Below are 14,920 nucleotides of genomic sequence, written 5' to 3'. Positions count from 1 at the left end.
ATGTGCGTGTAGAACAAAGAAAACCTTTTTATTTCAAGGATGTAAATGGCAGATTTCGGCAGCAACCTATTATCCGTGGTAATTATTCTATCCAGCCTGTTTGTCGGTGCAGGAGTGTTGCATGTGTTTCTTCGCTACCGCGATGCAACGCTAACCCTACCCGTTGATCGTGAGCAGTTAACCCGCATTCCAGCCTATGGCTTACAAAAGCAAATCCATGATCTGCAACTAGATTTAATGGGCTGTGTGATGCTGGGAATACTGGTGGTATGCCTTCCATTTGCGGCCAACAGTGTCCATGCCTATATCACTGTCGGAAAATTCCCTTGGGCTTACGCGCTAATGGGTTCAGTAGGCGCCTCTTACTTTGGATTTAAAACCTGGAAACTCTTCTCCAAACTTACCAAATTACGCCTCGGGCATACGGCAGAGATCGCCACTGCTAATGAACTTATCGGCCTTCAAGCCTTGGGTTATCAAGTGTTTCACGATGTGCAAGCCGACGGCTTTAATATCGACCACCTCGTTATCGGCAAAAATGGCGTATTCGCGATAGAAACCAAAGGCCGCCATAAGCGCAATAAAGACCTACGCCAAACCAATGGCGGAGGCTCTGGCCCTAGTTCTGGTAAGAAAGGCTATGAAGTATTTTACAAAGACGGGCGCTTAAACTTCCCCTCGTGGACAGAAACCAAACCAATCGAACAAGCGCAGCGCCAAGCCCAATGGGTCAGCCAATGGTTAACCAAAGCCACAGGCTCCCCCGTCGCCGCCACCCCAGCCCTAGTATTCCCCGGCTGGTATGTCACCAGTCAGTCAAAACCCCCGTTCCCGATCCTCAACCACAAACAATTAGTCGGAACGATCCCGAAACTGAAAACCCAAGATCTTACCCAGCAACAAGTCGACACCATCATCTACCAAGTCGCCCAAAGATGCCTAAGCAAAAGCGAGGTAGGGAAATAAGGATTAATCTAGACTCACTCTATTTTGTAAAAAGAATGTCTCAATTTTTACTTAAATTTCATCTTTATAATTAATTAGGTGCATAATTTGGATCAACTTGATAATGATTGGGGTTGCAGCCATCAAAACTATTGCAACACAAGCGACATAAAAGCATGTATTGTCAAAATTACAGATTTAGAAAAAATCTCGGAAAAATTAACTGAGTCAGTACTAAACACTTCTTGGATGCTAAATTTGGATTCAGCAACTCAACGGAGTTATACATATACCGCAAGAGATACGGCTAATGCTTTAGTTGAAATATTTAAGAAATTTTCAGATGATCATCAACTAGGTGCTGAATTTGGAGAAATTATGGTATCGATCAGTTCTGCTCGATCACTATCAGTTATTTTTAAACATATAGCATTACCTATTGCAGAAATTTGGAAACCGCAAGTAAAACAAAATGAAGGATTTGATTTCCATACTGTATGTACAGGTAGTTTAATAAATTTTGGCGAGGCAAAATTTTCAGGCTCTATAAACCCGCATGGAAAAGCAATACCACAAGCAGAAGGTTTCATTAATGAAGACAAACACTTTAGAGATCGAGTTCATTTAATCAATCTGGTTTCAAAAGAATCTATAAATAATCTGGATGATGATAAGTTTGGTGCTATAGCTGCTTTTTCAATAAATTCTGAAGATTACACGTCGATAATGGATAATGCTTTAGAAAGCATTAAAAAATCTGATTTATTGAATAAAGTAGAATGCGCTTACCTTGTCGGAGTAATTGTATGTTAGTAATTAAAAATATAATTAGTGATGAGACTCCAGAATCTAGCATTGGCAAATTAATAGAAAACCTTCACAATAATGGCCCCATAGACAATAAAGTTATACAAGCACTAACTTATTACAAATTATTTCACAACGATACATTCAATAAATTTGAAGCCAAAATTTTATCTGTCCTTGGTTTATTCTATAAAGATATATCCCCATCAAACCTATATTCATTCGTTTTATCAGGCATAGGTAGGGAAAATAAAAAAGTATTTGGTGAATGGCTTACTCCTGTTCAGGCCAGTGTTCGTTTAGCTGTTGAAAAAAACCAATATATTTCCATATCCGCACCTACAAGTGCTGGTAAATCCTTCTCTCTGAAGGATTATATTTTTGAACAAACTGAAGATTGTGTAATTATTGTTCCATCGAGAGCTCTTATTGCTGAGTATATATCCAACTTAAAAGATCACTTTAAGAAGGATAAAAAAGTAATGATCAGTTCGTTCGTGGATTGTGTCTTTACAAGCAGGAATCTAAGACGAATTTTTGTTCTAACTCCCGAGAGAGCCAGAGATATTTTTTCGCATAAAGATAAATTAAATATTGCATTGTTCTTTTTCGATGAAGCTCAAATATCTGAAGAAGCAGAAAGAGGAGTGATTTTTGATGTTATAGTTAGAAGGGTTCATGCTACATACCCCAATGCAAAACTTGTTTTTGCACACCCCTTCGTCGACAATCCTGAAGCGCAAATGAAAAAACACTCTCTAGATGTGAATCAATCTTACTCTAGAGCATATCCGCATAATACTGTAGGAAAAGTATTTATATTCGGTCATAGCAATAAGAAAGATTACTATTTTTCACCATATGAAGATAAAGGTCATCTCGTAAAAAATAGTATTCAATTAGATGGAAAATTCGAAAAATTTGCATTTAATGGAAATCATACAGTTATGGTTTTTGTTTCAAAGGCCTCACTCTATAGAGGAGACTTTGTAAATGAATTTCAGAAATACATCGATAGATTCAAGGTGATAAATAATGACTCTGCAAATAAAATCATTCAAGATGTTGAGTTGCTTATTGGTGCAAATGATCATAACCATCGTTCCAACTTAGTAAATTTATTAAGAAAAGGAGTAGTAATTCATCATGGTTCTGTACCTCTTGAAGTAAGATTTTTAATTGAAGAGTTTATTCGACAAGGACATGCAAAAATCTGTTTCGCAACAAGTACATTAGCTCAAGGCATAAATATGCCATTTGATATTGTTTGGTTAGATAATATGAGAATACAAGGTGACTCTGGTGAAGACAAAGCATTAGCATTTAAGAATTTAATTGGTCGTAGTGGTCGACTCTCTAAAGATGCAATATTTGACTATGGATATGTGTATACTAAGAATCCTATTTTACTAGCTTCTAGAATTAATACTCCTTTTACTTTATCTGAAGAATCTCTGCTTGAAAAAGATATAGCTGCCTTAGATGATGAACGTGAATTAATATCCTCGATTATTGAAGGAACATTTAATGAAGAGATAAACCTTCCTCAATCAAAAGTGGATAGACTAACAACAAAACTAGCTGTTGAGCTGATGAAATCAATTTTATATCTTGTGTACGAAAATGGTTTTGGGACTAATTTATTTGGTCAAAGAAACAAAGAGAATAGACTTTTAGCCAAAAACCTTTTAAGAGAAATATTTGAAATTTCATTAGGAAGAAAATTGTACCTCGGAGAGATAAATGTTTTTGATACTGCAATAACAATTTTCTTTCATTTAATACAAGGAAGAAGTTTTAAAGAGATTGTAGGAATCAGGTATAATCAAATCTCAAATAGAGATGAAAACCAGAATATTTATGCAAAATTTTCTCAACCAGCAAACAAATTACCTGACAGCAATTTAAAAAATGAATACTCTCTATTTAAAGGCGTAAAATCTAAAGATGTGAGTTATGATGCTATTGTATTCGATACTTACGACTATTTAGATACGGTAATTTCTTTTTCATTATCAGATGTACTTATTGGGGCTTTTAACATCTATCATAATCATACTAAAGATAATAATGCATTAAAAATGGTAGAACTATTAAAGTATGGGACTAATGACACTGTCCACACTCTTTTATTACGTTATGGTTTTCCACCTGAAGATATTAAAGAAATTTCATTGTATGTTGAATCAATTTCAGAAAAAAACATTCTTTTCAAGCCAGATTTAATAAATAGCTCCGAAAATGTAAGAGAACTTGTAGATTGGTATTTACCGTAGATTTATTAATTATTAGTAACAAATCCTACTCGTTTCTTAAAGGTTGCACCCAATACTGCATTGTTGCACCAGTGACCTTCTAAAACATGGATGTTTTAGTAGAGCCTACAGGGAAGTATCCACGGCGAGTCGCTGGTGTAACAGTGCTAAAGCCTGCGGCAAGCAATTGGGAAGTACAGTTGCCAGAAGCCATGCAAATGCAACTTCGCACCACTCAACTCAGCAGAAACTACTTCAACAAAAACACAACTAACCCCCAAATTGCAGGCAATAAAAAAGCGAACCGCTAAGGGTTCGCTTTCATCAAACGTTAGACCTGAATAACGTACTATTCAGCCCCTACTCGTAGTCTGATAACGGCACACAAGCACAGAACAAATTCCGGTCGCCGTAAACGTCATCAATACGATTCACGGTTGGCCAGAACTTGTTAGTACGCACTGCGGCACTTGGGAACACGGCCACTTCACGGCTGTATGGGCGTGAATCAAATGCTGGGTCCATAATATCGGCCATAGTGTGTGGCGCGTTGTGCAGCGGGTTGTTGTCCGCTGGCCACTCGCCTGCTTCAACCTTAGCGATTTCGGCGCGGATTGACACCATAGCGTCGATAAAGCGGTCCAGTTCAACCTTAGATTCAGATTCGGTTGGCTCAATCATCAGCGTGCCCGCTACAGGGAAGCTCATGGTTGGCGCGTGGAAACCGTAGTCGTTCAGACGCTTAGCGATATCCATTTCGGTCACGCCAGAGGCTTCTTTGATGGGGCGCAGGTCGATAATACATTCGTGTGCGACGCGATCGTTACGGCCACGGAACAGTACTGGGTAGTGTTCAGACAGCTTCTTCATCACGTAGTTAGCGTTTAACAGCGCGGTTTGAGTCGACTTTTTAAGACCCTTTGAACCGAGCAGCTTAATGTACATCCAGCTGATTGGCAGAATGCCAGCACTGCCGTATGGCGCTGCCGATACTGCACCGTTGTTATCGCTTTCGCGGCCTGGTTTCACCACCACGTGACCCGCGACGAACGGCGCTAAGTGCGCTTTCACGCCGATTGGGCCCATACCTGGACCACCACCGCCGTGTGGAATCGCGAAGGTTTTGTGCAGGTTAAGGTGCGATACGTCGGCACCGATAAAGCCTGGTGAGGTTAAGCCAACTTGGGCGTTCATGTTGGCGCCGTCCAAGTACACTTGACCACCGTGCTGGTGCACAATGTTGCAGATTTCGCGGATAGATTCTTCGTACACACCGTGGGTCGATGGGTAAGTGATCATGATGCAAGACAGGTTTTCTGCCACTTCGGCCGCTTTGGCCTTCAGATCTTCTAAATCCACGTTACCTTGCTTGTCACAGGCAGTCACAACCACTTGCATGCCGGCTAATTGTGCCGATGCGGGGTTAGTACCGTGGGCAGATTGTGGGATTAAGCAGATGTTTCTGTGGGCCTGCCCACGAGACTCGTGGTATTTACGAATCGCCAGCAGACCCGCGTATTCACCCTGTGCGCCAGAGTTAGGTTGGATACACACGGCATCGTAACCTGTGACATTCACTAACCATGAAGACAGTTCTTCAATCAGTTGAGTGTAACCCTTGGCTTGATCCAGTGGGCAGAATGGGTGCATGTTAGCAAATTCTGGCCAGCTCACTGGGATCATTTCAACCGCAGCGTTTAACTTCATGGTGCATGAACCCAATGAAATCATTGAATAGTTCAGTGCTAAGTCTTTGCTTTCGAGACGCTTGATATAACGCATCATCTCGGTTTCGCTTTGGTAGCGATTGAAGGTTGGGTGGCTCAGGATGGCATCTTGACGCACTAAAGACGCTGGAATCGATTGACTACCTTGCGCCACGATTTGCGCGTCTAATGCGGCAACGTCTAAACCATGGCCAGCACCTAAAATCACATCGAACAGCGCTTCGATATCGGTGCGAATAGTGGTTTCATCTAAGCTCACGCCGACAATGCCGTCAGCATCGAAACGCAGGTTCATTTCAGCGGCCAGCGCGCGCGCATTGACTGCTGCAACGTCTAAGCCTTTGATGCTGATGGTATCGAACCAAGTGTTGTTCACTAAGCTCACGCCTTTAGCTTGTAAGCCCGCGGCTAAGATATCAGCAAAGCGGTTAATGCGTGATGCGATAGTTTTCAGGCCCTGTGGGCCGTGGAATACGGCGTAGAAAGACGCCATGTTCGCTAACAGAATTTGCGCGGTACAAATGTTTGAGTTGGCTTTTTCGCGGCGGATATGTTGCTCGCGGGTTTGCATCGCCATACGCAGGGCGCGGTTACCACGAGTGTCCTTTGACACACCGATGATACGGCCTGGCATAGAGCGTTTGTGCTCGTCACGGGCCACGAAGAAGGCCGCGTGTGGACCACCAAAGCCCATCGGCACACCGAAACGCTGGGCGCTACCGAAGACCACGTCGGCGCCCATGGCACCCGGTGACTTGAGTAACACTAATGCCATGATGTCGGCAGCGACAGTCACAATCACGTTTTTCGCGCGTAATTCGGCGAATAAGTCAGTGAAGTCAGTGATTTGACCGAAACGGTTTGAATATTGGAACAAAGCACCAAACAGCTCATGGTTTACCGCTTCATGGGCTGGGCCTACCACCACTTCAAAACCAAAACACTCAGCGCGAGTCTTCACTACGTCTAAGGTTTGTGGGAATACGTCATCGGCAACGAAGAAGATGTTGGCTTTTTTGGCTTTAGATACACGCTTCGCCAGCGCCATCGCTTCAGCGGCGGCGGTCGCTTCGTCCAGCAGTGAAGCTGAGGCTAAATCTAAACCGGTTAAATCCATCGACACTTGTTGGAAGTTTAGAATGGCTTCTAAACGGCCTTGGGCGATTTCTGGTTGATACGGAGTATAAGCCGTGTACCAACCTGGATTTTCTAAGACGTTACGTAAAATCACATTAGGCACTTGGGTACCGTAGTAACCCATACCAATGTAGCTTTTGAAGACTTGGTTTTGTTTGGCTAAGCCACGAATGTAAGCAATGCCTTCGGCTTCGCCGCAGGAATCACCAATGCTCAACTCTTGGCTTAAACGGATCGACTCAGGCACGATTTGCGCGGTCAGATCGTCCAAAGACTCAGCACCAACGTAGTTCAACATTTCTTGTTGTTGGATGCTATCTGGGCCGATATGGCGACGTAAGAATAAATCGTGCTGTTCTAACTGAGTGAGGGTTTGCTTGGTCATGATAAACCTTGTTCCAGATTTGCCGTCGCTCAGGACTGTAGGGTACTGATAAACGGGCTATTGTTATGTCAAACTTGCGCTAAAACAAACGAAGCCCCTGAGGGCTTCGTTAGCGTCGACGATTATTCTTCGTCGATAACAGCTTGGTAACCTTCTGCATCGAGCAGTGCGTCAACTTCTGATTCATCAGAAGGCATAACGCGGAAGAACCAGCCTTCGCCGTAAGCGTCGCTGTTTACCAGCTCTGGAGAATCTTCCAGTGCTTCGTTGACGGCAATCACTTCACCAGAGATTGGCGCGTAAATGTCAGAAGCCGCTTTCACTGATTCCGCCACTGCACAGTCGTCGCCCGCCGTGACAGTGTCACCCACTTCTGGCAGCTCAACGAAAACCATGTCACCTAACAGCTCTTGAGCGTGCTCAGTGATACCCACAGTGTAGCTACCGTCTTCTTCCTTGCGGATCCATTCGTGTGAAGAGGCGTATTTCAGTTCTGTCGGAATATTGCTCATTGTTCTTGTTCCTTGTTCCGTTTTTTTAAAATGCTTGTTTACCGTTGCGCACAAAGTTTGGCGCTACTACTCTAACAGCCACGCGCTTTTTACGCATCTCGACTTCCGCCGTATCCCCAATCGAGCTAGGAACACGTGCCATCGCAATAGAATAGCCCAATGTAGGTGAGAAAGTACCGCTAGTGATCACGCCTTGCTGCTCAACACCCGCTGCATCGGTGAAAAATACTGGCATATCATGGCGTAACACGCCTTTTTCTTCCATCACTAGACCGACTAATTTGTCGGTTCCCGCATCGCGCAATGCTTCAAGCGCCTTACGACCGATAAAGTCACGGTCGGTGGGTTCCCATGCGATGGTCCAGCCCATGTTGGCGGCCAGCGGGTTGATGGTTTCGTCCATATCTAAGCCGTAGAGGTTCATACCGGCTTCAAGACGTAATGTATCGCGAGCGCCTAAACCACATGGCTTAACGCCTTGATCTAACAGTGCTTGCCACAGGGCTTCGGCTTCCGCTTCTGGCACGATTATCTCGTAGCCCGCTTCACCTGTGTAACCTGTGGTGGCAATAAACAGTGAGCCAGCTTGCTTACCGAAGAAAGGCTTCATACCTTCGATGGCGGCATTTTGATCGCTACTGAATACGGCAGCGGCTTTGGCCTTAGCGTTAGGACCTTGCACGGCGATCATCGCCAGCTCAGGACGCTCAGTCACAGTGACATCAAAACCTTGGGATTGTTTGGCGATCCAGGCTAAGTCTTTTTCGCGGGTCGCGCTGTTAACAACAACACGGTAGAAAGTGTCGGTAAGGTAGTAAGTGATCAGGTCGTCGATGACGCCAGCATTGTCATCTAACATGCCGCCGTATAAGGCTTTACCAGGAACTTTCAGTTTAGCCACATCGTTGGCGAGCAACTTACGCAGGAATGCACAAGCGTCGGTTCCGGTCACATCAACCACAGTCATGTGGGACACGTCGAACATACCCGCGTCTTGACGCACGGCGTGGTGTTCTTCGATTTGTGAACCATAGTTGAGGGGCATATCCCAACCGTGGAAGTCGACCATCTTAGCGTTTGATTCTAAGTGCTTGTTAAAAAGAACAGTTTTATTAGCCATTGTTATCCCTTTTTTGCGGCCTTCTTCAGGTCTCTGCCTAGTGTAGGGTGATACAAATCCGGCTAAATATCTGGCTAATCGGCATTTCACTTCCACGATGCATCAATTTGAAAGGGATTCTTTCGGTCTCAATGCGTCTGTCACTGCAACGCCTGATTTCACTCTGAATTAATCAGATATTTATCGTGATTGGTATAAGTACTAGGGTCTAAAATGCGGCGAAATTATACCTTGCGTCACAAATTTGTATACAGGAGATTTTTCTAATCCGAAGCCAATGTCATTAGATTTTCTCATCTTCAACATGTAATTTTTTTACATGCGAAAGGCCAATTAGCGCACCATACTGCCAATATGCTGATATTTTCGGCAATTCTGATCACATTAGCGCAACCTAGGCTAGCGACATAACTTTGGCAGCGACGACTTATTACCCATGGCCTGTTGCATGAACACTGTTTTCAGCCCAGCGACATTATCGACCAGATTTAATCCCAGATCGCGAATGGCCTTTTTAACTGGGTTTGAACCCTCGAACAGGCGCTTAAAGCCTTCCATCGCCGCAATCATCTCCATCGCATCGGCCTTGCGCCAACGCTCAAGGGCTCGCAGCTGGGCATAATCACCGATATCCTTACCCGCATCGTGTAACTCGCCGATGACTTCGATAATGCTGGCGGCATCGAGGAAGCCAAGGTTTACCCCTTGGCCAGCTAATGGATGAATGGTATGGGCCGCATCCCCCGCAAGCACCAAACGGTGGCGGGCAAAATGGCGGGCGTAGCGCATCCGCAGCGGGAAGGCTTGGCGTTCACTCTCCAGCTTGCAAATGCCAAGGCGACCGTCGAAGGCGGCGGTAAGATTGCGCTCAAATTGCACTTTATCCATTGCCAGTAATTCAGTGGCGCGCTCGGGCGGCACTGACCAGACGATAGAGCAGAGGTTGTCTTCATATAAAGGTAAGAAGGCCAGCGGGCCGTCCTGCAAAAACACTTGGCGGGCAGTAGCAAGGTGCGGAATCTCGCTGCGAATGGTCGCCACAATCGCATGGTGGCCATAATCCCAGAAGGTTAACGGGATCTTGCATTGCTCACGCACCCAAGAATTAGCGCCATCGGCGGCAATCACGAGTGCGGCGCTGACACTTTCTATTTCAGCACCATTGGCGAGGGTCAACCAAGCTTCACGCTCGCCAAAGGCGATACGCTCTATGCGTTGGTTTTCGATATGGGTGATATTGTCAAATTCACTGGCACGCTTGGCGAGGGCGTAGCTGATGGCGTCGTTTTCGATAATGGCGCCAAGGCTAGGTTCACTGATGCTACTGGCATCGAAGGCAATTTTGCCAAAGCCGTCTTTATCCCATACCGCCATTTTTTGATAGGGCGTTGCGCGGCTGGCATCGACATAGTGCCAAGCGCCAAGATGCTCGAGCAAACGTTGGCTCGCCTTGTTGATCGCGCTGACCCTAAGCCTTGGCTCACCGCTCACGGCCTCCGTGTGGCCCGCATCGATAACGACAACATTAAGATCGGCCTGTGCCAATCCTATCGCGGTGGCGAGTCCCACCATGCCGCCACCCACAATGGCAATGTCATAGGCTTGTGAACTTAACATGGGTACATCCTTTTCGCGTTGCGATACCAGTAATGATTATTTCCAGCCCATCGCTTTTTGAGCGACGGGGGTTTTCAGTGGCGGGAACCAAGACAACAGCCGCAATCCCAGATTACGCCCAAGGGCCAAGGGCCAGTATTGGTTAGAGAAGCCACGGACTAAAAATTCAATATTGCGAATAGTGCTGTTTCTATCCGCCTCACGGGCCTGCAAATAGCCATGGGTGACGGCGACACCGCCGATATCTTCGCCCTGCTCTCGCGCAGTGTTGAGCACGTCAAGCAGGCTGACCACATCCCGAAGGCCTAAGTTAAATCCCTGCCCCGCAATCGGGTGTAGCGTCTGCGCCGCATTACCAATAAACACGCATCTATGGTGGATAGGCCTTGGCATATAAGACAGATTTAACGGATAAGCATGGCGCTCGCTAACATCGATAAACTGCCCAGCGCGATAACCAAAGGCATGCTGCAACTCAGCTAAAAACTCGGCCTTGGGCGCTGTGAGCATCGCTTGCGCGCGGCTATCATCCAGCGCCCAGACGAGGGATAAACGCGGTTGGCCTTGGCTATCTGCCATCGGCAGTAGTGCTAATGGACCAGTCTCGGTAAATCGTTCATAGGCCCAATGTTGATGCGGCTTATCGGTTTGTAGATTGGCGATAATCGCAGTTTGTTCAAACACCACTTGGGTAATGGGCAGATTAAAACTGCTGCGCACCTTAGACTGCAAGCCATCGGCGGCGACCACCAGCTTGGCGCAAATCCGCTCGCCGGAATCCAGCACCAGCGTGTGGCTGTCGATATCGGGAATTAACGCTGACAGTTTGGCAGGGCAATAGCGCTTAACCTGAGTTTTGTTAAGCTCGCTAAACAGCACTTGGCCGACCCTTTCAAGCTCGACGACTTGCCCAAGCGCATCTAAATGGAACTTACTGGCGTTGAGTTCTGTCATGCCAAAATGGCCGCGATCGGATACATGGATATCCTTAATCGCCGTGCCTAAACGCGCCAGTTTTGGCCATAAACCTAAGCGGGATAACTCGAAGATGGAACCATGGGCAATGGCGATGGAACGGGCGTCAAAACCGGGGTGATTGTTATCGGGAAGATGCGCCTCGATTAAGGCAATTGATAACGGTTTTTCAGTACCAGACAAACGCGCCAAAGCTAACGCGAGGGTCGCACCCACCATGGCGCCACCGACAATGGCAATATCGACGTTTTGAACTGAATTATCCATGTGCTCTGCTACCGTCATGGGGTTCTCATTCAAGCTATGGCATGGCTAAAAGCGTTTCGCCATCAGGATGTTAGATTTGAAAAACACTAAGAGGCGGAGTCGCTCCGCCTTTCTGTTTTAGGAATTAATGGATCACCGCAGGATCGTCACTCTCTTCATGGCTCGGCTCAGGGCCAAACTCGGAGTAACACAAAATCGCAGCGATACGCACAAATTCCAACAGCTCAATATAGGCAGTTTCCGACTCTTCATCGTCGGTGACATCGAATTCCACTTGGGCAATATCGGCCAGATCTTTAATCACTTCACGCACTTCGGCGGAGGCGTTATTGAGCTTAGGCTGGATAATCGCAATGCCGGTTAAAAAGCTTTGCGTCCAAAGCGATAGCGCCTCAACTCGGTGACTTAACGGCTCTTCCTCTTCGGGAAGCAACGGCATAAAACCAAAATCAAAGTCACTCAAACGGGCAACCGAGTCTTGGAATAACTCGCACACCAATTGATGTAAAGCAGTGGGTAAAGGCTGACCATCGTTCATCAGGTCAAATAACGGTTTAATCCACAAATCACCGGTTTGATCTACACCGCCGCAGATTAAACCCACAAGAGCCCCGTGAACTTCCACGGGATGCTGACCAATTTCAGCCGCATCGAGGGCTGTTTTTAAGCTTTCGATACGTAACGAAGGAGGGGTCGCCATATCAGATTCCAATCAGAATTTTCCAGCAGCAATGCTAGCAGAGTTAAAGACTTGAACCAACTCTGATCCGGTATTCTTGGAGGGTAAGATAAAAATTCCGGCAACTGCTCACACAAGCAGCAAACAAAACAGCGAATGTGTAATCCATCTGCAGCTTACCTTGCACTTTTAATATCAGCCCTATATAGTCCGCCCTATCGATGCCAACGAAAGGATCATCTTCGAATGAGTAATAGTGCAGTTGAAATCACCCTGCTTGGGCGCACCTACTCTATCGCCTGTCCGAAAGGTCAGGAAGATGCCCTACGCATTGTGGCTCAAGGGGTTGAGCAACAACTCACCACCCTAAAAAATCGCACTAATAGCTTAAGCCGCGAAGAAATTGCCATTATGGCGGCGCTGAATATTGGCCACGAGTTGTACCAAGAAAAGCAAAAGAATAAGCATTATATGAAACAAATGGATGACCGCATCAGCCTGTTGCAGTCAACCTTGGAAAACGCCTTAGTTGAGCGTTCAACCAAATAGTTTTAGACTGTGCACTCGGTGCTAAGCGCCATGATTCTTGTAAGAGTTGCACAGTGAATGGCTAAACTGGCCTATACTTTTAAGCCAAACGATTAGCGATTCGATACCGTTTTTGCTCCCTGGGATGCAGGCCAACTGGTAATGTCCCTGTGCCGATAATTTTGATCTCAGGGTGAATGCTTTACTGACATTGAGCATGCTCGGCTCGTACCGAGAAGCCTTAGGAGGTAATCATTTACCCGCCTTGAACCTACGGTTCAAGGGCTACACCGGTAGCGGCATTCTGGGGAGCATCTTATTTATGTCTATCACTTCATCTGTCTCAAACACTTCGGCCCAAACAGTCAATGGGCCACACGGCACTCAGTCTGAAATTAACGCCAAGTCGCTAAGCCCAAATCTAAACACAAATCTTAGCCGCGCCGAAGTACGCAAACAGATACGTTTGGCGCGCCGCTCACTTTCGACAGAGGTGCAGGCAGAGGCAAGCTTTGCCGCATGTCGGCGAATGCTCGAAAAACTTAGCGCCCTGAAGGCCCAGCATGTCGCGCTTTACCTTAGCCACGATGGTGAACTCGCCACCGCACCGCTTATTGAAGCGCTTTGGCAACAAGGTATTCAAACCTATCTGCCACGGCTACACCCCTTTAATGTTGGCCAATTATTGTTTTTGCATTACCACGCCGACTCGCCGATGCAGCCCAATCAATTCGGCATTTTAGAACCTAAGCTAGATGTGCGTAACGTTATGCCCGTTGAGCGCCTCGATGTGGTGATCACCCCGCTCGTTGCCTTTGATATCAAAGGCAATCGCATGGGCATGGGCGGCGGCTATTACGACAGAACGCTCGCTAATTGGCACAGCAAAGGCAAACCACTGCCTATGGGTTATGCCCATGATTGTCAGCAAGTATCGAGCCTGCCATGCGAGCATTGGGATGTGCCCTTGCCCAGTATCATCACCCCAAGTCGAATATGGGAGTTTTGAATAAAGAAGGTGCTAGAAAATAGAAGCTAGAGCGCTTCGCTGCTAGAAAAAGCAGAGCATCGCTCCATAACGGCTTCTTCTCGAATCTAGATTCTAGAGCCATGCAGTGGCATTCTAGAGGCCGCAGGCCGTTCTAGATTCTTTTTTACCTTAAATGCCGCCCACCATCGACATTATGGCTGCGCCCCGTGACGTAGCGGCTATTAAGCAGATAATCCACCAAGGCAATAATCTCCTGATTCCCAGCTTCTTTTGGCAAAATGGCCTTGGCTAAGGTCTTCTGCCGATAGGCTTCATCATCACTTGGATTAAAAAGGAGCATCGCCGGGGCAATCGCGTTCACTTTTACCTCGGGCGCTAATTTAGCCGCAAAGGATAAGGTTAAATTCTCCAGCGCCGCTTTACTGGCCGCATAAGCGATATGCTTGGCACTGCCCTTTTCGGCCACATAGTCGGTGAAATGGATAATATCGCTAGCACCAATCTCCCCTTCGGCTCCCGCTTGTAGCTGCGGGGCTAACGCTAAATTCATTTGATAGGGCACACTCACATGCACCTGCATCATCCGCTGCATCACCTCATGGGCGGCAAGGCTTGGGCTGTTATCTGGCAGCCAATCCGAAGCATTATGGATAATGGCGCGGATTTTGGAGTATTGGCTCAATTGCTCAATCAGGGTTTGTACTTGAGCATTGTCGTAAAAGTCGCATTGCACTAAGGTCGCGCCTAAGGCTTGCAATTCATCAATGCTAGAATAATGGCTGCGGTAAGTGCCAATCACCATGTGCCCTTGGCCGAGCAAGTGTTTCGCGAGGGCGTAGCCAATACGTTTACCCACGCCAGTGATAATAATGGGAGCTGTCATATCCATCCTGTTATTTGCCAAGCACTGATTAAAAGCAAACGCATTTGGCAGATTGTTAATCGCACAATCACGTAATCACACAATCACCTAAT

Annotated in this window: 13 protein-coding genes and 1 other RNA gene; 7 read left to right on the top strand and 7 right to left on the bottom strand. The window is 46.3% G+C overall.

Annotation, left to right across the window (positions count from 1 at the left end):
• Positions 1–45: 45 nt before the first annotated feature.
• The 4 genes from H9J30_RS10800 (at position 46) to H9J30_RS10785 (ending at position 4,318) form a co-directional block, all read left to right on the top strand.
• On the top strand, positions 46–966 hold the full coding sequence (locus H9J30_RS10800; protein ID WP_240131038.1) for a nuclease-related domain-containing protein: 921 nt from the start codon (positions 46–48) through the stop codon (positions 964–966).
• A 78-nt stretch (positions 967–1,044) separates the two neighbouring features.
• Positions 1,045–1,758, top strand: coding sequence for a hypothetical protein (locus tag H9J30_RS10795; protein WP_133179754.1), 714 nt, complete (start codon positions 1,045–1,047; stop codon positions 1,756–1,758).
• The gene (locus H9J30_RS10790) at positions 1,752–4,028 is read left to right on the top strand and encodes a DEAD/DEAH box helicase (protein WP_240131037.1); all 2,277 of its coding nucleotides are present in this window, start codon (positions 1,752–1,754) and stop codon (positions 4,026–4,028) included. Before H9J30_RS10795 ends, H9J30_RS10790 begins: the two co-directional genes overlap by 7 nt.
• An 86-nt stretch (positions 4,029–4,114) precedes the next feature.
• Positions 4,115–4,318 carry a hypothetical protein gene (locus tag H9J30_RS10785; protein ID WP_240131036.1) on the top strand — a complete coding sequence of 68 codons (204 nt, stop codon included), beginning with the start codon at positions 4,115–4,117 and terminating at the stop codon, positions 4,316–4,318.
• Between the two features lie 49 nt (positions 4,319–4,367).
• On the opposite strand, the gene gcvP is transcribed toward H9J30_RS10785, so the two are convergent.
• The 6 genes from gcvP to H9J30_RS10755 form a co-directional block, all read right to left on the bottom strand.
• Positions 4,368–7,256, bottom strand: a complete 2,889-nt coding sequence (gene gcvP / locus H9J30_RS10780; protein WP_240131035.1) for an aminomethyl-transferring glycine dehydrogenase — start codon at positions 7,254–7,256, stop codon at positions 4,368–4,370.
• A gap of 122 nt (positions 7,257–7,378) precedes the next feature.
• Entirely contained in the window at positions 7,379–7,768 is a 390-nt protein-coding gene (gene gcvH, locus H9J30_RS10775) for a glycine cleavage system protein GcvH (protein ID WP_011071083.1), read from the bottom strand.
• A gap of 25 nt (positions 7,769–7,793) precedes the next feature.
• Positions 7,794–8,888, bottom strand: coding sequence for a glycine cleavage system aminomethyltransferase GcvT (gcvT, locus tag H9J30_RS10770; RefSeq protein WP_240131034.1), 1,095 nt, complete (start codon positions 8,886–8,888; stop codon positions 7,794–7,796).
• Positions 8,889–9,287: 399 nt separating this feature from the next.
• Entirely contained in the window at positions 9,288–10,505 is a 1,218-nt protein-coding gene (locus H9J30_RS10765; RefSeq protein ID WP_240131033.1) for an FAD-dependent monooxygenase, read from the bottom strand.
• 36 nt (positions 10,506–10,541) lie between these two features.
• The gene (ubiH, locus tag H9J30_RS10760) at positions 10,542–11,765 is read right to left on the bottom strand and encodes a 2-octaprenyl-6-methoxyphenyl hydroxylase (RefSeq protein ID WP_240131032.1); all 1,224 of its coding nucleotides are present in this window, start codon (positions 11,763–11,765) and stop codon (positions 10,542–10,544) included.
• A gap of 106 nt (positions 11,766–11,871) precedes the next feature.
• Entirely contained in the window at positions 11,872–12,447 is a 576-nt protein-coding gene (locus tag H9J30_RS10755) for a UPF0149 family protein (RefSeq protein ID WP_240131031.1), read from the bottom strand.
• A 225-nt stretch (positions 12,448–12,672) separates the two neighbouring features.
• Between H9J30_RS10755 and H9J30_RS10750 the strand changes: the two genes are divergently transcribed.
• The 3 genes from H9J30_RS10750 (at position 12,673) to H9J30_RS10740 (ending at position 13,963) form a co-directional block, all read left to right on the top strand.
• Positions 12,673–12,975, top strand: a complete 303-nt coding sequence (locus H9J30_RS10750; protein ID WP_037414335.1) for a cell division protein ZapA — start codon at positions 12,673–12,675, stop codon at positions 12,973–12,975.
• A gap of 113 nt (positions 12,976–13,088) precedes the next feature.
• Positions 13,089–13,269, top strand: a non-coding RNA gene (gene ssrS, locus H9J30_RS10745) — 6S RNA.
• Positions 13,270–13,276: 7 nt separating this feature from the next.
• Complete coding sequence (locus H9J30_RS10740; RefSeq protein ID WP_240131030.1) at positions 13,277–13,963, top strand: 5-formyltetrahydrofolate cyclo-ligase; 687 nt, start codon at positions 13,277–13,279, stop codon at positions 13,961–13,963.
• A 145-nt stretch (positions 13,964–14,108) separates the two neighbouring features.
• On the opposite strand, the gene folM is transcribed toward H9J30_RS10740, so the two are convergent.
• Entirely contained in the window at positions 14,109–14,828 is a 720-nt protein-coding gene (gene folM, locus H9J30_RS10735; RefSeq protein WP_240131029.1) for a dihydromonapterin reductase, read from the bottom strand.
• Positions 14,829–14,920: the final 92 nt, after the last annotated feature.

The organism is Shewanella cutis (assembly GCF_022410515.1).
Taxonomy (GTDB): domain Bacteria; phylum Pseudomonadota; class Gammaproteobacteria; order Enterobacterales; family Shewanellaceae; genus Shewanella; species Shewanella cutis.
This window is presented reverse-complemented; position numbering and strand designations above follow the sequence as displayed.